Origin of the sequence: Hymenobacter norwichensis DSM 15439 (assembly GCF_000420705.1) — a bacterium.
In the GTDB taxonomy this organism is placed as follows: domain Bacteria; phylum Bacteroidota; class Bacteroidia; order Cytophagales; family Hymenobacteraceae; genus Hymenobacter; species Hymenobacter norwichensis.
In genome coordinates, this window is record NZ_ATVL01000012.1 from 231,835 (window position 1) to 251,742 (window position 19,908).

The window sequence follows — 19,908 nt, forward strand, 5'->3', positions numbered from 1 at the left end:
GTAGAACAAATCCAAAGAAGCAGCGCTATATCTGCCACCGTGCTTATGCTAACGAATCTGGAACATATAGGCGTGGCCGTGCAAGACCTGGAAGCTGCCACCAAACTATACACGGTACTGCTAGGGCAGGAACCCTATAAGCGCGAGCATGTAGCCAGTGAAGCCGTGGATACCGTGTTTTTTCAGGTGGGCGGTTCGAAGGTGGAATTGCTAGCGGGCACTTCGCCCGATAGCGCCATTACAAAATATCTGGCCAAAAAACCGGAAGGTATTCATCACATGGCGTTCGAGGTAGAAGATATTAGAGCGGAAATGGAGCGGCTGCGCGCGGCTGGCTTTGTGCTACTCAACGAAGAACCTAAGCGCGGGGCCGACAACAAGCTGGTGTGTTTCGTGCATCCGAAAAGCGCCAACGGCGTATTGGTGGAGCTTTGCCAAAGTATTTGAGTTGTTGATTGCCAATGGCTACTGGCTGCAAATAGAAGAGGGGGGTAGAGACTTTCTAAAAAAGAGCTCTTTGCTGTCGTAATAGTTTAAGCATCAGTAATCGACAACCAACATCTAACAATCAACTTCTAAAGTATGAGCAATTTTTTTCGTCAGGAAGTGGATGCCGCCGTGGATGCGCTGTTGTTGCAGCAAGTCATTCTGTACCCTACTGATACGGTGTGGGGGCTAGGCTGCGACGCCGAGGTGCCGCCTGCCGTAGAGCGCCTGTACAAGCTGAAGCAGCGGCCGCCGGAGAAATCGTGCATTGTGCTGGTGGCCGACGAGGTGATGTTTGCGCGCTATGCCAAGGTGGTGCCGCCGCACCTGTCAAAACTACTGGCCGCGCAGTCGAAGCCCACTACCTACGTGGTGCCGGGTAGCCGCCACTTAGCGCCCAGCTTGCTAGCTGCCGATGGTACCATTGGGTTGCGAGTGGTGCTCGATGACGAGTTTTGTCACAAAGTAGTACGGCGCTTGGGCCACGGCTTGGTTTCGACGTCGGCTAACCTGAGTGGTGAGCCAACACCGGGGCTGTATGCTGAAGTAAATACTGCGCTAGTGCGTGGCGCCGACTACGTAGTGCATTGGCGGCAGGATGAAACCAGCCGCACTACTCCTTCTCGGGTGGTGCGCGTACTGGACGACGGCGAGATGGAAGTGCTGCGAGATTAACCTCATCCGTAGTGGGTCAGAGCCTAGAGGTAGGGAAGAGAATCTGACAGCAGGTGGGTTACTTTCCAGTACAGCGAGGTATAAACAGAGAATCTTCCACAAAAACATTCGACTTCGACTATGAAATTCTCTGTTAAATCCCTGCTTGTTCTGGCCGCTTTTGCTCCTTTCGCTCTGACTTCTTGCTCGGAGAAAACCCAAGAAAACGCAGAAGCTACTGCCGAAAGCGCCGCCACCGACGCTGCTAACGCCACTGATAAAGCTGGTGATGCTGTAGAAAATGCCACCGACAATGCCGCTGCCGAAGTGAAATCGGAAGTAGCTCCAGAAGCTGGCGACACGGCCACCGTACGCAACCAGCCCGCCGACAAACTGGTAGAAGAAACCCCTGCTAAGCAGTAATTTCGCTCTGCTTATAAGCTTACAGAAACTCCCCTGGCACTCATGCCGGGGGAGTTTTTTATTGCCTTAGAGGCAGAAAAGTGGGCACTGTTGGTATCGGACCTAATACGGTGCCTGCGCCAAGCAAAACGCTTAGGTTCCACGCAATGCGAGTTGCGGAGTACCTTTGCTGCATAATTACCGATGTATGAAAACCCCGCAACTACCCGACCTTCCTTTATTCCGCACCATTGCCGAAGCTGCTGGCGAGCTAGGCTACCCAGCTTATGTGATTGGGGGCTTCGTGCGCGACCTAGCATTGGAGCGCGAAAGCAAGGACGTGGATGTGGTATGCGTGGGCGACGGAATCCGGCTGGCACAGGAAGTAGGCCGTAAGTTGCCCGGTCGGCCCCGCGTAACGGTATTCAAGAACTTCGGAACGGCTATGCTGCCAACACCGGAAATAGAAGTGGAATTTGTTGGCGCCCGCAAGGAAAGCTACCGGGCCGAAAGTCGCAAGCCGGAAGTGGAAGCCGGTACGTTGGAAGAAGACCTAGCCCGGCGCGACTTCACCATCAATGCCCTTGGTATCAGCCTCAACCCCGCTGATTTTGGGGCCCTAGTGGACCGCTACGACGGCATGGGCGACTTGCAGCGCCGCACCATCCGCACGCCTCTTGACCCCGACATCACCTTCTCCGATGACCCACTGCGGATGCTGCGCGCCATTCGGTTTGCCACCCAACTGGATTTCGATATCGAGCCCGACACGTTTGACGCGCTGGCCCGCAACAAGGAGCGCATCAAGATTGTGTCGCAGGAGCGCATTACCACTGAGCTGAACAAGATTATTATGGCTCCGAAGCCGAGCTACGGCTTCAAGCTGCTGTTTCAGTGCGGCTTGCTCCAGCTTATTTTTCCAAAGATGGCGCAGCTCTACGGGGTGGAGAAAGTTGGGCAGCACGCGCACAAGGACAATTTCTACCACACGCTGCAAGTGCTCGATAACGTGGTAACAGCCGGTGGCGACCTGTGGCTGCGTTGGGCAGCTATCCTGCACGACATTGCCAAGCCTGCCACCAAGCGCTACGACAAGCGCGTGGGCTGGACTTTCCACGGGCACGAAGACAAAGGTGCGCGCTGGGTTCCTGGCATCTTTACCGACCTGAAGCTGCCTCTGGGCGAGGAAATGCGCCAGGTGCAAAAGCTAGTGCGGCTGCATCTGCGGCCCATCGTGTTATCCAAGGAAATCGTGACGGACTCGGCGGTGCGGCGCCTGCTGTTCGAGGCCGGCGACGATATCGACCGACTGATGCTGCTGTGCCGTGCCGACATCACCAGCAAAGACTACGACCGGAAAAACCGCTACCTACGCAACTTCGATGTGGTGGAGCAGAAGCTGAAAGAGGTGGAGGAGAAGGACCACCTGCGCAACTTCAAGCCCGTTATTACCGGCGAAATTATCATGGCAACGTTCGGCCTTAAGCCCAGCCGGGAGGTAGGAGAGTTGAAAGAGGCGTTGCTGGAAGCCATTCTGGAAGGCAAAGTGCGCAACGAGTACGACGAGGCCTTTGCGCTTCTGCTGGCGCTAGGTCAGCAGAAGGGGCTGGAAAGAGTAGCAGAATAGTTTAGTATTTGAGTAAGGCAAAAAAAGGGTTGTCATGCTGTGCGCAGCATGACAACCCTTTTGCTTTTCACATCCGGCGCAACTTTCAAACTAACGCACTCAGCTACTCAATTGCTTGAAAAAAATTGAGGAAGCCTCTCACTGGTCGGTTGCAGCACGACCAGTAAAAGAGCTTCCTCGAGGGGTCGGCCTTTCACTCACCAGAAAAATTTAGACCCTCTTTTTTCAATTCATCAACAGCATAGATGCAGATGAAACTTGTACCGTTGCCTGGTAATGATAATTAAATCTTCAGTGACAAATATATGTACGGTACATGTGGAATTAGTGAAGTAAGGGCTCACTAATTTATTCATCCACTGGTTCCACTCGCGAAGCACCCACCGCATCCTTGCTAACTTCGGTTGGCTTGCCGCTGTACTCAATTACGCTAGCACCTACAGCATTGGCTTCCAGGCGCTCTGTTACCCGCAGGCGGGCCTTGCTGGCCCCAACCATACTGATGTCGGCGCGGGCGGCCGTGAAGTCGGCAGCGGCTAGTTCGCAGCCCGCGGCCCCGCTTACGTTCAGGTCGTCGGCACGGCCTGCCAGAATGGCGCGGCAGCCCCCGGCCAAGTCTAAATCGAGGTTATTGAACCGGCCGTCTAGGCGTAGCAGGCTGGCACCAGCTTGTTCCACGGCCAGGTCGCCGTTGCTGAACCCACTCACAATTGCCTGGGTAGCTCCCACCAGTTCCAGCTTGTTGAGTTCGGGCGTTTCGATGGTAATCAGAATCTTCTTGTAGCTGCGCCAGTTGGAGCCCGTGAAGTTTTTGCGGCGGGGCCGCACCACTAACTCGTCGCCGTTGCGCTCCACCACAATGTCGCTCAGGTCAGCCTCACTGCCTGCGGCCCGCACCGAATGGTTGCTATTAGCCCGGATAACCACCTGGAACGGGCCTGTCACGGTTACTTTATCGAAGCTGTCTCCGTCGAAAGAGCGGCGGCCACTACCATACGACGACTCATCGGTACTAAATGTGGAAGAGGTGCCGAAATCCAGGTTGATATCAGTGCGGTCCTCGTCCTCATCGTTAGAGGCATCCTCATCATTGGGGCCGCGCAAGTCGGCTTCTTGGCAGTTCACGCACTCCACCTTATTGCCCTTCATGCGGAATACGAAATTCTCGGGGTGTTCAGGGGCCCGGTTATTTAGGTAGTCCTCCTCATTCAGCCAGTTGGCAAAGGTTTCCGTCATGCGGAAGGTGCGGCCTTGGGGCAACAGCAACCGTAGACGCATGTCCTGGCCGCGGAACTTGGCGCTGGGCTGGTAGTTGAAGTGGTCATCTACACTCAGCGTTGAGTCGTTGAGGATGCGCAGCGTGTGTAGGGTGGTGGTGGCCGCATTGCGGCGGGCAATGGAGTCGGAGGAGCCTTTGGCCGAGATGATGCGCTCCAGGCGGGGAGCCTGCGTGCTGTCGATGCCCACTAGGTCCAGATCTACCCATTCACCGCTGTTGAGCTGGCGGCGCTCCAGCATCAGGCGGGAGCTACTCAGGCCACTCAGGTTGGTGGTCTGGGTGATTTCCTCTTCGCGCTGAAATTCGCGACCCACCCGAATGGCGGCCACCGAGCTACCCACGATACCCAGCAGCCACAACCCCAGCAGCGTGAGCGAGGCCGTACGGCTCAGCACAGTGCGGCGCAACAGCATGCCTACACCCGTCAGCAGCAGGGCCAGAGCGGGTACGGCTGTTACCAGAAAGAAGGACAGTACGGCCCACACCGAAATATCATTGAAGAGCAAGAAGGGCTGCAAGGGGCCGAAGTCCAGGTCGTCGGACGAGGAGATGACGCCCAGTCCCACGCCCAAGGCAATAACAATGGTAAGCAGAATGCCGAAGCCAGTGAGGGTAAGGATGCCCCCGGCCACCACCCGAATCAGGGAGCCGATGGAGTTAATGATAGGGCGCACGTTGCTGAAGGAATCCTCCAAGAAAGTACCCACAGGGCGGTTGTTCACGGGACCCGCCTCCGAGCCGGCGGCGTAAGGGTTGTTGCGCAGGTTTTCATCCAGGGCCGAAAGCGTCACGGCGTCGCCGCGCATACGGAGCTTGTCGGAGGCCGTTTTGGCCTCCGGCAAGAGAATCCACAGGATGATGTAGAGCCAGAAGCCCAAACTGCCGGCAATGAGCAGCAGCAGAAACGCAATCCGTACCACCACCACGTCCACCCGCAGGTACGCCGCCAGGCCCGCTGATACACCACCTACTTTGCCGTTGTCGGTGTCGCGGTATAGCTTCTTGAACGCGGGGTCGGTTTCCGGGTCGGTGGCATCGTAGCGCTTAGGCAGCACAACCCACAGGATGATATAGGCCAGCACTGTGATGCCTGCTACCCGCTCACCGAAGTTGTTCAAGCTAGTATTATCGAACATGGCGGGCACAGCCAATAGCAGTACCAGCAACCCCAGCCGAACCCAGAGCGGATTGACATTGAAATACTGTGCTACACCCGCCGCTACGCCCGCCACCTTGCGGTGGGCCATGTCGCGGTACATCTGCTTGGGAGTGGCAGGGTCGGTGCCGGTGCCCAGCGGTCCATCAGGACCAAAAGCACCTTTCTTGCCAAAGGTACCCTCGGGGCCGAAAGCGCCTTTCTTACCGAAGGGGCCGTCGGGGTCGCCAAGGCCGGCTTTGGAGTACGTACCGGCCGCGGTGCCACTGGCTACGGCATCGGCCAGCAGCTCGTCGTCATCCTCGGCCTCGTCGGCGCTCTGGAAGTCACTCACGCGGCCCATTTTGGTGGTCATGGCCTGCACGTCGTCCAGCGAAATTACCTGCTTGGTGCCAGACAGGCGAGCGGCAAACAGCTCGGCAATGCGGCTTTCAATGTCGGCCACAATTTCCTCGTGCCCGCGGTAGCCGCTGAAGTGGGCTTTCACTTCCGCCAAATAGCGGCTCAGAACTTCGTAGCCGTCTTCCTCGATGTGGAAGATGATGCCTTGGAGGTTGATGCTGATGTTCTTTTTCATCTCAGTCAGTGCTGCAACTAGTCGGAAAAAATCGGGAGAAGAAGAGGGCCGGATATTAAAGCGGAACCGGCAGGCTGCTCCCGTTGGCGGAAGGCTTTTGGCGGATGATGCGGATGGAGTCCTGTACTTCCTCCCAGGTCAGGCGCAGCTGTTGCAGGAAGTCCTGCCCGCCTTCGGTGAGGGTGTAGTACTTGCGCGGCGGGCCACTCGTCGATTCCTTCCAGGTATAATCGAGCAGGCCGGCATTTTTGAGGCGCGTAAGCAGCGGGTAGAGCGTCCCCTCCACCACAATCATGCGGGCTTGGGTGAGTTCTTCGAGCATGTCGGACGCGTAAACCTCGCCGCGGGCGATAATCTCCAGGATGCAGAATTCCAGAATTCCCTTCCGCATCTGCACTTGGGTGTTCTCTACTTTCATGGGCTTGAGGCGGTAGTCGGTGAAGAATAGATCAAAGATAATAAAAGGTACTATGTGACGCAAGGTACTGTTTCAAATATTTTTTATAGAAGCCAGAAAAGCCTGTTTTCAGGCGATAGGACCATTTTTTAAGTATTGATGCATTGTCATGCTAAGCCTCGGATAGAAGTGAAACTGTGTTAAGAGCCAATTACTGCTGAGTAAATCAGCTGCTACAAGCTTGCCGGAGGCGCTCATTTGAGTCTTAGGAAGGGAGGGTTCTACTACTGCGCTAGTAAAGGCTTAGCAGCTGGTTTCCACAAGAGTAGCAGGGAATTTGCAGGGACTTTTCGGGCACGACGCACTAATAAGTAGTACCTTGCGTTGGAAAGCGGATTACTCGTTTTTAGCGCATTTCTCTATGAAGAACCTCTTCCGTACTGTTACGCTATTTTTCGGCTCGGCTGGCTTGCTGTTTTCAGCCTCTACAGTCGCGCAAGCCCAAGATAAAACGCCTAAGTATAGCAACGAATTCCTGAATATAGGGGTGGGTGCACGGGCTCTAGGTATGGGTAAAGTGCAAGTTAGTCTTGCCCAAGATGCTACAGCTGGCTACTGGAATCCGGCCGGCTTGCTCAGCCAGAAGGCCAAATACGATGCGGTGCTGATGCACTCCGAGCTGTTCTCGGGCATCGTTAAGAACGACTACGCAGCCTTCTCCATGCCCCTCGACGACCAGAGTGCCATTGGCATCAGTGCCGTGCGTGTAGGCGTTGATGATATTGCTGATACTCGGGACTTAATCAATGAGTTCGGCTACATTGACTACTCGAAAATCCGTTACTTCTCGGTGGCCGATTACGGGGTGTTGCTGTCATACGCCCGCAAAATTGGAAATGTGGAAGGCCTTAAATTCGGGGCCAATGCCAAGATTATCTACCGCAACATCGGTGAATTTGCTGATGCCTGGGGCTTCGGGATTGATGCAGGCGTGCAGTACGATAAAGGCAACTGGCGCCTCGGCCTGATGGCCCGCGACATCACCACCACCTATAACTCCTGGTCCATCAATGCCGACGAATTGAAGCCCACGCCCGGTGCCCCGCTCGATGACATTCCAACCAACCGAACCGAAATTACTTTGCCCACTTTTGTGCTGGGTGTTGGCCGCCTGGTGAAACTGCCTGGTGAGTTTACGGCCCTGGCTGCTGTAGATTTGGAAATAACCACTGATGGCCAGCGTAATACGTTGGTTTCTAGTAAGCTGGTTAGCGTTGATCCGCGTGCGGGCCTGGAAATAGGCTATAAGAATGTGGCCTACCTGCGAGGTGGGGTTAGCAACGTGCAGCAAATTCAGAGCTTCACGGGTAGTGAGCAGTGGAAAGTGCAGCCTAGCCTGGGTGTAGGAGTTGCACTGAGTGGCTTGCGTCTGGACGTTGCACTGTCGCAATTAGCCATTGAAAAGCTAGGTGGTCGTACGCAAACCAACAACATCATCGTCTCGCTAGGCTACGGCATCAAGTAATTATGGAATACTAGCAGCTAGCTATTTGCCAAAATAATCAGCTAGCCACCAGTAATCAGCAAAAGATACTTTTATGGAAAAACGATACTACACTACACAGCTTCTGGGCTTGTGCGGAGTGCTGCTCGGCTGGCTACTTATGGCAGCTCCGGTGGCAGCGCAAACCACGGCGACGTATGGCAACGAGTGGATAGTGCCCGGCCAGCAGTACTATAAAATTAAAGTCACCAAAGACGCCCTCTACCGCATCGACCAGCAGTATCTGGCGCAAGCGGGTGTCAGCGGTGTGAATCCGCAACGCATTCAGCTATGGCGGCGCGGTCGGGAGTTGGCCATCTACGCTGGCGGCAACCAGTCTACGCTTGATGCTACCACCTTTTTCGAGTTCTACGGCCAGCGCAACGACGGCAAACTCGACCAGGCCATCTACAAAGGCGGGGCCGCCGCTCAGCCCCACGACCTATACAGCCTCTACACCGACACGGCTGCGTACTTCCTAACGTGGTCGGCTACTACGAATGGTAAGCGCATGACGGCCGTAGCTACCACGCCTACTGCTCAGCCACACGCCGTTCGGCTGGCCCAACGGCAGGCAGTATTCTCGGGCCGGACTGGTGGCAACTTGCCAGACCCGGGGCAGTTTGCGTATGTAAACGACGAACTTGGGACCAATACTTATCAGCCTTGGGGGGAGCCGGGGGAAGGGTTTCTGTCTTTTCCGCATGGCGGCGTTTCTGGCTACCAGCCGGGGGCTGGTATGTTCGTTGACTCCATGTGGGCGGCCTCCCGTACGGCCACTACGCAGCCCCAGGTTGAGCTGCTGTTTGTAGGTTCTTGGAGCGGCCCGCACACCATCACCGTGGTGGTGGTGCAACCTGGTACCAACACTGAGCGGGTACTGGGCTCGGTTTCATTTAATGGCTACGAAAAGCGGACGGTTCGGTACACGCTTCAAAATTCCGATGTAAGCACCGCGGGCACCATTTATACCATTTCCCGCGACACAGGCCCTCGCATTTCCAGTCAGCGGTACGGCTACCGTGTTGGTTACGTGCGCTACACGTTTCCGCAGAATAGCCGTTGGCGCGCCGGCATGAAGCAGATGGCCTTCCGCAACGATTCCACTCTGGCAGGACCGGCATATTATGCGGTAGATAGCCTTCCCGCTACCGTGCGCGGCTTCGACCTGACCGACATTTATAATATGCAACGGGTGGAAGGTATTGCCTTGGCCGGTCAGCAGCGTGGCTACAGCTTCCCGAGTGCCACCGCCAGCCAAACGCGTCGTCTGCTCCTAGCCGATGAGGCGCTAGCCGTAGTGCCCCGGCCCGCCACGCGGGTGCAGTTCCGGACCCTAAATGCAGCCGCTACCAACTTCTTAATCATCACGCATTCCATCCTGATGCGCCCCGTGAATGGCGTGGACGCGGTGCGAGCCTATGCCAGCTACCGCGCCTCCAATCAGGGTGGCCGCTATGATACCGTGGTAGTAACCTCAGAGCAGCTTTACAACCAGTTCCATTACGGTGAGAAATCAGTGGGGGCCATGCGCAATTTTGTGCGTTGGGAATTGGCCAACTCGCCCGCTGCACAAACCAACTATCTGCTGATACTAGGCAAAGGGCTCATTGTAGCCGAACGGCGGCAAGGCTCTCCGCTCGACCTAGTACCTAGCACCACGCGTAGTGGTTCCGACAATTTTCTCTCGGCCAACTGGGAAAACAACCAGTATACTGCCCGTATGCCCACCGGCCGCCTGCCTGCTACCAGCCCGCAGGAAATCATTCGGTACCTTGATAAGCTGAAAACGCACGAAGCTTTAGGCGCGGAACCGTGGCGCAAAAATGTGGTTCACCTAGGCGGGGGAGATGGAGTAAATCAGCAGTTGGAATTCGAGGGCTACCTCGATAAATACAAGCGGCTGGCCGAGAAACCGCTGTTTGGAGGAACCGTTGTAAATACTTATCGGCGCCGTCTCTCCGGAGGAACCAACTTGCCCGTGAACATGACCATTGCGCCGGAAGTAAATGCAGGCGTTTCCTTGGTTACGTATTTTGGGCACGGCTCTACCTCTACATTCGACCTCAACTTCGGTGACCCCAGTGACCCGGGAAAAGGCTACAACAACCCCGGCAAATACCCAGTGTTCTTGCTAAATGGATGCGCTGCCAACGCCGTTGACCGCAACAACAGCACGAAAACAGTATCGGAAAACTGGATTTTCGCGGAGAATAAAGGGGCAGTAGGCTTTATGGCAGCTTCCGATGAAGCTTTCACATACGACCTCGACGCCTTCAGCACTGAATTTTATAAAGTGGCTTTCAATGAGCCGGCTTGGTATGGTAAGCCGATTCCAGTCCTACAGGCTGAAGCAAACCGGCGCATGCTGATTGCGAACGGCGGCGGCGGCTCAACTATAGCTCTGGCCATGATGAACACGTGGCTCGGTGACCCGGCGTTGCGGCTGTACGCTCCTGAGCGCCCTGATTTCATTACCAGCAACGCTGACTTACAGCTCCAGCCTAACGGTCCGAATCCAATTCAAGCTTCTTCGCCCGATTTCAAGCTGCTGGTGCGCATAAGTAACCCCGGTAAAATCACCTACGACCCAGTGGAGGTCCGTATCACCCGTACCTACCCAGTGGCTACTGGCCGCGTACCTAATATTACAACGTACACCGTCCGTCAGGCCTGGCACGACAGCACCTATACGTTCGTGCTGCCCAACGCCGGGAATGTGTTCGGAGATAACCGTTTCGAAGTAGCGCTCGACTACCGCAACCAGGTGGCTGAACTAAGTGAAACCAACAACACCGGACAAATCAACTTCAACTTTCTGCAAGGTGGTGTCCGGACGGTGTGGCCTCTGGAGTTTGCCATTGTACCCGTTACCAACTTACGCTTAGTTGGCCAAACCAACGACCCGCGCGGGGCCTCAAGGGTGTATGAAATGGAGCTAGATACGGTGCCTACGTTCAGCAGTGCCAGCCCTATTAAACAGACGCGCACCATTACCACCACGCTGGTGCCCGACTGGCGGCCGACTCTGCCAACCCTAGCTGGGCGCGACAGTGTAGTGTGGTACTGGCGCCTACGTTTCCAAACGCCGGTAGGAGATGAGAGTCCGGAGTGGGCTACCAGCTCGTTCCGCGTGATTCAGAATACCACTGGAGGCTGGTCGCAGAGCCATCATGGGCAGTTCCGACGCGACCAGCTAGCTGGTGTGAGCATCGCAGCCCCGTCGGGCCGCTGGGACTTTGAGGATATAAGTGAACCAATAGCTCTGACAACCCGCGGCGGCGGTACCGGTGCCGGACAAACGTTCAATACACTAACGGACGGCATTAGCACTTCAGTTTCTCCTTATGTAGCCAACTGCGGACCCAACAAACCCAACATGATGGTGGCCGTGTTCGATGGCCGTACCCTGCAACCCGTGCGCAACGTAGCGGGAGGCTATGACTCCTGCGGTCAGGGCAACCTGCGCTATTATCATTTTGCCTCGGCTGACCCCAACAACACTACCGACCACCTCAACACGCCTACCCGGCAAGCGCAGCTCCAGTCTTTGCTGACCAATGTGCGCCCCGGCGACTACGTGGCGTTGATTTCGATGAACAAGGTGAACTACTCCTCGTTCCCGGCTTCTTTGAAAGCTGCCTTCACGGCTTTAGGAGCAACGCGCATCAATACTTTGCAGGATGGGGAGCCGTATGCGCTATTGGTACAGAAAGGGCCCAACCCACGGGTAGTGCGCGAAGTAACTGCTGACCCCACTAACCCAACCCCTAGCATCAACCAAGTAATTACGCTGAATGCGGCCCTGCTAACCCGGACCGGCAGCGGCAGCATTACGTCTACTCGCATCGGGCCGGCCCAACAGTGGCAGAACCTCTACCACACCGTACGCACCCCTGAGGCTACCGACCAGTACACCCTGAAGCTGATTGGTATAGATACGCTGAACGTGGAGCGGGTTCTCGACGCTAACGTAACAAGCCGCAACCTAGCGCTGTCCAACATTTCGGCCCAGCAGTATCCGTATCTGCAGTTGGTGCTGGAATTGCGCGATACGCTCAACCGCACTGCGCCTCAGTTGAAGCAGTGGCTGGTAACTTATCAGGGCGTGCCGGAAGGCATTGTACGTCGTGACTTGGCTACTCCTGCTTCCGCTTACGACCCAGCTACGCTAGCACGGCAGGCCAACGAAACAGGCTTCGTAACGGTACCAGTGGTGTTCCAAAACGTGTCGTCCATCAACTTCAGCGGCCCAATGAAAGCCCGGATTCTGCTGCGTAACGAGAGCAATACAGTAAAAGAAGCTCTAGTTGACGTACCGGGCGGGGCCTTGCAGGCTAACAGCCAAGTTAGCTTCGATGCCAAAGTGAACGTGGTAGGCCTGACCGGCAGCCTGACCGGCAACGTGGTAGTCAACCCCGGCCCCCGGCCCTTACCTGAGCTGTACGCATTCAACAATGAACTGGTGCTAGATGCCTTCCGGGTGGATGACCGCAACGTGCCGCCCACGCTGGATGTCGCCTTCGATGGCCTGCATATTCTCAACGGCGATATTGTATCCCCGGCTCCTACGGTTACGGTGCAACTGCGCGATGATGACCGTCTGCGCCGGATTCAGGGAACCAGCAACTTTGATGTGCTGCTGACCGGTCCCAACCAAACTACCAGCCGAATCGACCTAAACGGCAGCAACGTGCGCTTCTCTTCCGACTCGACGAAAGGCACGGCCCAATTAGAATTACGGATGGGGCAGAATATGCCGCTTGATAATGGCATCTACACGCTAGAGGTGCAGGGCCGGGATGCTACTGGTAAAGCTGCTGCGGCCGAGCCGTACCGTATCACGTTCGAGGTCATCAACGAGTCGACTATCAGCAACATTTACCCATATCCGAATCCGGTTACCAGCAAAACCCGGTTCGTATTTACGCTGACTGGTACCGAGCCACCGCGCAACATGAAGATTCAGGTATTGACGCTGACTGGCCGGGTGGTGCGGGAAATCATGATGGCCGAGCTAGGACCCCTACGCATCGGTAACAACATCAGCGAATACGCCTGGGACGGCACCGACCAGTTCGGCGACCGGCTGGCCAACGGCACTTATCTGTACCGCGTAATGCTCGACGACCCGCAGGACAAGTTCAAGCGCCGCGCCACCGCCGGCGACCAAGCATTCAAGAAAGACTGGGGTAAGATTGTACTGCTGCGTTAGTCGTTCTCAGATTCAACTTCAAAAAAAGCCCTTGTCATTCATGAATGGCAAGGGCTTTTGCTTGTCGGCTGGCTGTTGTTCTGCGCTTATGAATAATAACAGGCGAGAATTATCTTCTTTTCAGCGTAACGAAGCTGAAGGGGTAGGCGTGCTTGTCGTCGGGTTCGTGGCGCTGGCGGGACTCCTCGCGCCACACAGCGTGGTTTAGCTCCGGAAACATTACGTCGCCTTCAAACGTGTGGTGTACTTCGGTCAGATAGATGGTGTCGGCGGCGGATAGCGCCTGCTGGTAGATTTCGGCGCCGCCAATTACAAACACCTCCTCGTCGAGCTGCGCGGCCCGTTCCAGCGCGGCCGGTACCGAATGCGCCGTTTCGCAGCCTTCTACCTGCCAGTCCGTTTGCCGAGTCACCACAATGTTAGTACGGTTAGGCAGCGGCCGGCCGATGCTCTCGTAGGTGCGGCGGCCCATCACAACGGGATGACCCTGGGTGAGCTGTTTGAAGTGCTTCAAATCGGCGGGCAGATGCCAGATGAGCTGATTGTCGCGCCCGATAACCCGGTTTTCGGCGGTGGCGACTACGAATGCAAGCATGTATTGTTGGTTGTTGAGTTGCTGCTTGTTAGTTGTCAACGGCTGCGTTTTCAGCCCGTAACTGTCAGCGAATCGGTTTTGAAGCCGCGTAGAAACTCCGCTACCGTCATGCGCTTTTTGCCTTCCAGTTGCACATCCAGCAAATCAAGTAGGCCGTTGGCGGTTTGCACGCGCAGGTAGCTACGGCCATCGGAATACCAGCGGCCCACATTACCCGAGTCGGGGCCGCTGGATTCCTCGTCGTCGAAGGGCTGGGCCTTGAAAACCTTCAGCGTGCGGCCATCGGGCAGTTGGGTGAAGGCCGTAGGAATAGGGGCGAGGCCACGCACCAAGTTGGCCAGTACCGTAGCCGGCTGGTTGAAATCGAGGCGGCCTGTTTCCTTCTGAATTTTGGGGGCCGCGCGCAACGTGGGGCTCTCCGCTTGGGGCAGGCTGGGTGCGGTGCCGGCCGCAATAGCCTGCACAGTGCGCAAGGCCAGCTGGGCGCCGGTGGTTTTCAACTTCTCGTACAGCGTCCCGAAATCATCTTCGGCCGTGATGAGTACTACGTCCTGAAAAATCAGGTCGCCGGTATCAATTTCGTGGCGTAGAAAGAAGGACGTAACGCCGGTTTCCGTTTCGCCGTGGATGAGGGCCCAGTTGATGGGCGCCGCGCCTCGGTACTGCGGCAGCAACGACGCGTGAATGTTTATGCTCCCCTTGGGCGGCATGTTCCACACCGCCTCCGGCAGCATTCGAAACGCCACCACCACCTGCAAATCGGCCGCGTAGCTGCGCAGCTCTTCCTGAAACTCCGGCGACTTTAAGTTAGTGGGCTGCAACACCGGCAAGCCGTGCCGTAGCGCCGCCTGCTTCACCGCCGATTCGGCGAGCTGCCGTCCGCGGCCTGCTGGCTTGTCGGGTGCTGTTACCACCGCCACTACCTGGCAACCGTCCCAGCTGAGCAAGGATTCCAGCGTCGGCACCGCAAATTCGGGGGTGCCCATGAAAACTATTTTCAGCATGTCGTTTTATAAGTTTTTAGCCCGCATAAAACACAGAACGGTCTGCGTTTTATGCGGGCCAGAAGCGTCTGCAAATCAATTGAAGTCTGGATACAGCAGATACTTTTTCCGCAGCACCTTATACTGCCCTAAAGCTGGCTCCCACGACTTCCGTATTTCTGCCTCCGACTTGCCAGCAATAATTTGCTGCCGCAGCGCCGACGTGCCCGAGAGCTGCTCGAAGTACTTGCCGAAGAACTTGTCTTTGGCAGTGCTCTGCTGATAGAAACCCAGTAGATATTTCAGTGAAAAGCCTACGTTGTTGCCGGTTTCACGCAGGTCGAGGCCATAGCAGAGCTTGCCATTTTGGGGTGGTATGGGGGAGCCGGCATTGGGTTTGGGCGTGAAGCTGAATGGCCGGGAGGCCGGCTGAGTGGGCGCCCCAATCACCTCAAACGGCATGGCCGTGCCGCGGCCTACGCTTACGTCGGTGCCTTCCATCATGCACACCGTGGGGTAGAGAGCCACCGAATGTGGGTTGGGCAGGTTCGGCGACGGAGCAATGGGTAGTGCATAGCGCGTGGTATGTGTGTAGCCCGCCACGGGTATCACCGTCAGGCGGCACTGCTTGCCTCCGGCCAGCCATTTCTCGCCGTTTATCATCTTCGCCAGCTCGCCCACGGTCAGGCCGTGCACGATGGGAATGGGGTGCATGCCCACAAACGACTTGTGCGCGGGCTCCAGCACCGGGCCATCTACGTACCAGCCGTTGGGGTTGGGGCGGTCCAGCACTACCACTTCTTTGCCCTGCTCGGCGGCAGCTTCCATCACGTAGTGCATCGTGCTGATGAATGTGTAGAACCGAGTGCCTACGTCCTGAATGTCGAATACCAACACGTCCACGTCGGCCAGCATTTCGGGCGTGGGCTTTTTGGTGGCGCCGTACAACGAGCGCACGGGCAGACCGCTGCGGGCATCTTTGCCGTCTTTGATGGTGGCGCCATCGGCGGCTTCGCCCCGGAAACCGTGCTCCGGCCCGAAAATTACCTTCACGCCTACACCCTGCGCCAGCAGCGTATCAACCAGGTAAGCCTTGCCCACGCGGGCCGTCTGGTTGACTACTAGCCCCACGCGCTTGCCTTTAAGCTGCGGTAGGTACTGCGCAAATTGTTCGGCCCCCACCCGTAGCGTTGGCGCAGCCGGGAGGGCGTCAGTGACTACCTGTGGGGCCGAGCTGACCACTACAGATGGGGGGGCGGTAGTGGTGGCCGGCGCTGTAGTAGCGCAGTCGGACAGCAAGAGGGTCAGGCCGAGTAGGCTGGAGAAGTTGGGTAGAAGCATCAGGAAACGAAGCTAGGAAACTGGCCGTAGACATGTAGCTTTACGGCAGTGAACGTCTCGCGGTACATATCCCACAAGATTGACGGAGCCGACTCGGGGTCTTTTACTTCGTCGGTGACAAAGATAGCCATCATCAGCATTGCCCTCGGGCTGGCGGTGATGATAGTGTCGTTTGCCATTTTGGAAGGCTTCCGCAACGAGATTCAAAGCAAGATTTTCTCGTTCGGCTCGCACCTCACGGTTAGCAAATACGACACCAACAACTCCATTGAGATTGAGCCCATTGGTGGCCCGGGCCTAATTGAGGAACTGCACCGGTTTCCGCAGGTGCAGTCGGTGCAGCCTTTCGCCCGCAAAACAGCCATCATCAAAACCAAGGATGAAGTGCTGGGCGTGGTACTCAAAGGGATATCCGAAGAGGACAGCCGCTCGCCAATGCGCCAGAACCTGGTAGCTGGTCAGTTTCTGACTTTCCCCGATTCGGCGGCCTCCAACGACATCCTGATTTCGCGCAAGGTAGCCGACAAGCTGCGCCTGAAAGTGGGCGACAAAACGCTGTTCTACTTCATCCAGAATCCGCCTCGCGTCCGGCCGTTTCGGGTGAGCGGCATCTACCAGACTGGGTTGGATGAGTTTGATGATGTGTACGTTATCGGCGACTTGCGGCAGATTCGGCAGCTAAACGCCTGGCCCGACTCCTTGGTGGGTGGGGTAGAAGTGGTGCTCAAGAACTTCAACCGCCTCGACCCGGTGGCGGAGGATATGTACGAGAACCTGCGCTACGACCTCAAGCTCGACAAGATTACCGACCAGTACGCGCAGCTTTTTGATTGGCTGCAACTGCTTAACCGCAACGTGGTTATTTTCTTGCTGCTCATCATCTTCGTGGCCACGTTCAACATGGTTGCTACCATTTTCATCATGATTCTGGAGCGCACCAACATGATTGGCATCCTGAAAGCCATTGGAGCCACCGACCGGCAAATCCGCAGCATGTTCTTCTTCCGCGGCATCAGCCTAACGCTCCGTGGGATGCTGTTTGGCAACCTTGTCGGCCTGGGTTTCTGTGCGATACAATACTACACTCACCTGATTCCCCTCGACCCCGAGAACTACTACATGGACCGGGTGCCAGTGCATTGGGACCTTGCTATGATTGTGCTGCTCAACATAGCCACCTTCGCCACCTCTCTGCTGGCCGTTCTGATTCCCACCTACCTGATTTCGCGCATTAAGCCTGTTGCCGCCATTAAGTTTGATTAGCACGGTAGCTAGTGAGGTTAAGCAGAGCTGTGTGGGTTGCATTGGGCGCCATCAGCCTACCCGCCGTTTTTCTACTTGCATTCGTCGTTGAACAGGTAGTCGTTGCCGACCCAGACATGAAGTTTTGGGTGCTTTTCCTGCTGAGTTTGGCACCGTGTGGGTTGTTGGCTGTTGGGACAGGATTGTTTGAAGTATTCCGCCGCCGAAAACCTGGTCAGTCTTTCTTCTTGGGCAAATTAGCTGCCCTGATTATAATAGGAATAGGAGTTGTTGAGTTTGTAGGAGGGCTGCTAGGAGTAGGCCTAATAGCACTTGTGCTTGGCGCATTAGGCTAAATATTACAGCCACCGGCTCTGTAAAATCAGGTTGGGGTCGGGGCAAAGGGCGGTCCACTTTTCCTGTTCTTCAGGCAACGCCACGCCGGGGAAGTCGCCAATGAGGCCGAGCATATCGGCAATAACCTGGAAGTGTAAGTGCGGTGGCCAGTCGCCGTTTTCGGGGGCGGGGCCGACTTCTGTGAAAGTCTGACCTTTTTCAATAGCCATACCTGGCCGTAGCAACGCGGTTTCGCGGCGGGTGAGATGGCCGTAGAGGGTGTAGAATGTTTCGCCTTCCAGCTGATGCTCCAGGATTACCGTGGGGCCATAGTCGCCAAAATTGTCGTTGTCTTGCACGCTATGCACCACGGCGTCGAGTGGGGCCAACACGGGCGTACCGGCGCGCAGCCACACATCTACGCCCAGATGCAAAGAGCGGGCAGGCACGGCTGGGTCGCCGAACAGGCCGGGGCTGCGCCGGTAGATAACCCGGTTTTCGAGGTAACCACCCACTCCGATGTGCGCCTCCTGCGCGGCCAGCAGTTCACCCACCAGCGCCTCAAAAGCGGCCGTATCGCGCAGATCGGCGTCGCGCACTAGGGGGTTGTTGGCCGTGAAATCCAGGCGAGCCACGTCGGGCGCGTTCAAATCAACGGGTAGAATGGCGTGAAACTCGTGCTGATGACGTTCGAGGAGTTCGGCAAGCATAAATAAAGCAGGTGTCGGGAGAGAAAACCGGGTGTAACCAGCCCAGTGCACGCGGGGCATACGGCGTACCGGGCCGCCCCGATACGCTATGGCAATCCGGCGCAGGACAATTTTTTACACAATACGTAGATGGTTGCAAGCTAAAGCATCCGTAATAGATTCCCGTACTTTGCAGCCCGGCTAAACCCTGTGGGGGGCAGCCTGGTTGTTATTTCCTTCGTTACTCGTATCCAAGCCCAGTTTCAGCGCCACCAATGAGCACTCCGTACCTTTTCCTCAACGTCGTCGAATTAACCCAGGAAACCGACGACGCTGTTACGATTCACCTTGAGCACCCCAACCGCCAAACCCTGCCCAGTGAAGCCGGTCAGTTTCTGACCCTGATTTTGCCTTGCGGACCCGGCGGTAAAAAAGAGCGGCGTGCCTATTCGCTCAGCAGCACGCCCAGCGAGGCACCACGGCTGTCGGTGACGGTGAAGCGCGTGACGGGCGGACTGGTGAGCAACTACCTGCTGGATACCGTGCGTGTAGGGCAGCAACTGGAAGCCATGGCGCCGCTGGGTAATTTCGTGATTAAAACCAGCCCCAAAACAGCCCGTTCGTTGGTGCTAGTAGGCGCCGGCTCGGGTATTACGCCGCTGATGAGCATGCTGAAAGCCGTACTGCGCGAAGAGCCCCAAAGCCACGTGCTGTTGGTGTACGGCAACCGCAACGAGGCTTCCGTTATTTTCCGGGAGCAACTCAAGCAGTTGGAAGCTCAGTACGCTGGCCGTTTCCAGGTGGAGCACGTGTACAGCCAGCCTACCGGCCCAGTGGCTGCGCATCAGCACGTAGGGCGCCTGAACCGGACTATGCTGTTGCGCATTCTGGAACAACGCCATCAGTTTCCGGCGGCACAGGCCGAGTACTACCTCTGTGGCCCCGATGGCCTGATGCTGGAAGCCAAATCAGCGTTGGAGCTACTGGGCGTACCGGCCGGTAATATTCGGCGCGAGAGTTTCGTGGCTGCTGCCGAAACGCAGGAAACGGCTGCCGCGCAGCCCAATGGTCACGGCGACGTATCCACGGCCGACGACGATGGCCAACTGAAAACCCGCACCGTTACCGTCAATTATGAGGGTTCGGAATACCAGATTGAAGTGGCCCCCGAACAGACCATTCTGGAGGCGGCCCTTGATTTAGACATCGATTTGCCGTATTCCTGCCAGGCCGGACTGTGCACGGCCTGCCGGGGCAAATGCCTCTCCGGCAAGGTGCACTTGGATGAGCGCGAAGGCCTTTCTGACTCGGAATTGAAACAGGGCTACGTGCTGGTGTGCGTGGCGCACCCACTTACCAGCGACGTGGTAATCGAAATCGATTAAA

Annotated in this window: 14 protein-coding genes; 8 read left to right on the forward strand and 6 right to left on the reverse strand. The window is 56.5% G+C overall.

All coding sequences use genetic code 11. From position 1 onward, the window contains the following. Positions 1–45: 45 nt before the first annotated feature. From mce to G536_RS0123740, 4 genes are all read left to right on the forward strand, one after another. A complete protein-coding gene (gene mce, locus G536_RS0123725) occupies positions 46–447 on the forward strand; it encodes a methylmalonyl-CoA epimerase (RefSeq protein ID WP_022826106.1) in 402 nt (133 codons plus the stop codon). A 135-nt stretch (positions 448–582) separates the two neighbouring features. Next, the gene (locus G536_RS0123730) at positions 583–1,161 is read left to right on the forward strand and encodes an L-threonylcarbamoyladenylate synthase (RefSeq protein ID WP_022826107.1); all 579 of its coding nucleotides are present in this window, start codon (positions 583–585) and stop codon (positions 1,159–1,161) included. Between the two features lie 120 nt (positions 1,162–1,281). Next, positions 1,282–1,563, forward strand: a complete 282-nt coding sequence (locus G536_RS29620; RefSeq protein ID WP_022826108.1) for a hypothetical protein — start codon at positions 1,282–1,284, stop codon at positions 1,561–1,563. A gap of 187 nt (positions 1,564–1,750) precedes the next feature. Further along, positions 1,751–3,169, forward strand: coding sequence for a CCA tRNA nucleotidyltransferase (locus G536_RS0123740; RefSeq protein WP_022826109.1), 1,419 nt, complete (start codon positions 1,751–1,753; stop codon positions 3,167–3,169). Positions 3,170–3,517: 348 nt separating this feature from the next. Here the strand turns inward: G536_RS0123740 and G536_RS0123745 are convergent, their stop codons facing one another. Both G536_RS0123745 and G536_RS0123755 read right to left on the reverse strand, forming a co-directional pair. Continuing rightward, on the reverse strand, positions 3,518–6,181 hold the full coding sequence (locus G536_RS0123745) for a PspC domain-containing protein (RefSeq protein ID WP_022826110.1): 2,664 nt from the start codon (positions 6,179–6,181) through the stop codon (positions 3,518–3,520). A gap of 55 nt (positions 6,182–6,236) precedes the next feature. After that, complete coding sequence (locus tag G536_RS0123755) at positions 6,237–6,599, reverse strand: PadR family transcriptional regulator (protein WP_026880533.1); 363 nt, start codon at positions 6,597–6,599, stop codon at positions 6,237–6,239. Between the two features lie 400 nt (positions 6,600–6,999). Between G536_RS0123755 and G536_RS0123760 the strand changes: the two genes are divergently transcribed. Further along, a complete protein-coding gene (locus G536_RS0123760; protein ID WP_022826112.1) occupies positions 7,000–8,103 on the forward strand; it encodes a putative type IX sorting system protein PorV2 in 1,104 nt (367 codons plus the stop codon). 73 nt (positions 8,104–8,176) lie between these two features. After that, positions 8,177–13,336, forward strand: a complete 5,160-nt coding sequence (gene porU2 / locus G536_RS0123765; protein WP_022826113.1) for a putative type IX secretion system sortase PorU2 — start codon at positions 8,177–8,179, stop codon at positions 13,334–13,336. A 109-nt stretch (positions 13,337–13,445) separates the two neighbouring features. Here porU2 and G536_RS0123770 read toward each other — a convergent pair whose 3' ends face one another. The 3 genes from G536_RS0123770 to G536_RS0123780 all read right to left on the reverse strand — a co-directional run bounded on the left by G536_RS0123770 (position 13,446) and on the right by G536_RS0123780 (position 16,255). Next, on the reverse strand, positions 13,446–13,931 hold the full coding sequence (locus G536_RS0123770) for a dihydrofolate reductase (protein ID WP_026880534.1): 486 nt from the start codon (positions 13,929–13,931) through the stop codon (positions 13,446–13,448). Between the two features lie 50 nt (positions 13,932–13,981). After that, entirely contained in the window at positions 13,982–14,935 is a 954-nt protein-coding gene (gene fmt, locus G536_RS0123775) for a methionyl-tRNA formyltransferase (RefSeq protein ID WP_022826115.1), read from the reverse strand. A gap of 75 nt (positions 14,936–15,010) precedes the next feature. Next, positions 15,011–16,255, reverse strand: coding sequence for an exo-beta-N-acetylmuramidase NamZ family protein (locus G536_RS0123780; RefSeq protein WP_022826116.1), 1,245 nt, complete (start codon positions 16,253–16,255; stop codon positions 15,011–15,013). A 114-nt stretch (positions 16,256–16,369) separates the two neighbouring features. Between G536_RS0123780 and G536_RS0123785 the strand changes: the two genes are divergently transcribed. Further along, a complete protein-coding gene (locus G536_RS0123785) occupies positions 16,370–17,518 on the forward strand; it encodes an ABC transporter permease (RefSeq protein WP_245575882.1) in 1,149 nt (382 codons plus the stop codon). A gap of 338 nt (positions 17,519–17,856) precedes the next feature. On the opposite strand, the gene G536_RS0123795 is transcribed toward G536_RS0123785, so the two are convergent. Next, positions 17,857–18,543: a peptidoglycan DD-metalloendopeptidase family protein gene (locus G536_RS0123795; RefSeq protein WP_022826119.1), complete on the reverse strand. Its 687-nt coding sequence runs from the start codon at positions 18,541–18,543 to the stop codon at positions 17,857–17,859. A 254-nt stretch (positions 18,544–18,797) separates the two neighbouring features. Between G536_RS0123795 and G536_RS0123800 the strand changes: the two genes are divergently transcribed. Then, positions 18,798–19,907 carry a ferredoxin--NADP reductase gene (locus G536_RS0123800; protein ID WP_022826120.1) on the forward strand — a complete coding sequence of 370 codons (1,110 nt, stop codon included), beginning with the start codon at positions 18,798–18,800 and terminating at the stop codon, positions 19,905–19,907. Position 19,908 lies beyond the last annotated feature (1 nt).

Bases quoted from the DNA above. Each gene is read 5' to 3' on its own strand.
- G536_RS0123740 (WP_022826109.1), top strand. From the start codon at position 1,751: ATGAAAACCCCGCAACTACCCGACCTTCCTTTATTCCGCACCATTGCC.
- fmt (WP_022826115.1), bottom strand. From the start codon at position 14,935: ATGCTGAAAATAGTTTTCATGGGCACCCCCGAATTTGCGGTGCCGACG.
- G536_RS0123770 (WP_026880534.1), bottom strand. From the start codon at position 13,931: ATGCTTGCATTCGTAGTCGCCACCGCCGAAAACCGGGTTATCGGGCGC.
- mce (WP_022826106.1), top strand. From the start codon at position 46: ATGCTAACGAATCTGGAACATATAGGCGTGGCCGTGCAAGACCTGGAA.
- G536_RS0123730 (WP_022826107.1), top strand. From the start codon at position 583: ATGAGCAATTTTTTTCGTCAGGAAGTGGATGCCGCCGTGGATGCGCTG.
- G536_RS0123780 (WP_022826116.1), bottom strand. From the start codon at position 16,255: ATGCTTCTACCCAACTTCTCCAGCCTACTCGGCCTGACCCTCTTGCTG.
- G536_RS0123795 (WP_022826119.1), bottom strand. From the start codon at position 18,543: ATGCTTGCCGAACTCCTCGAACGTCATCAGCACGAGTTTCACGCCATT.
- G536_RS0123760 (WP_022826112.1), top strand. From the start codon at position 7,000: ATGAAGAACCTCTTCCGTACTGTTACGCTATTTTTCGGCTCGGCTGGC.
- G536_RS29620 (WP_022826108.1), top strand. From the start codon at position 1,282: ATGAAATTCTCTGTTAAATCCCTGCTTGTTCTGGCCGCTTTTGCTCCT.
- G536_RS0123745 (WP_022826110.1), bottom strand. From the start codon at position 6,181: ATGAAAAAGAACATCAGCATCAACCTCCAAGGCATCATCTTCCACATC.
- porU2 (WP_022826113.1), top strand. From the start codon at position 8,177: ATGGAAAAACGATACTACACTACACAGCTTCTGGGCTTGTGCGGAGTG.
- G536_RS0123800 (WP_022826120.1), top strand. From the start codon at position 18,798: ATGAGCACTCCGTACCTTTTCCTCAACGTCGTCGAATTAACCCAGGAA.
- G536_RS0123755 (WP_026880533.1), bottom strand. From the start codon at position 6,599: ATGAAAGTAGAGAACACCCAAGTGCAGATGCGGAAGGGAATTCTGGAA.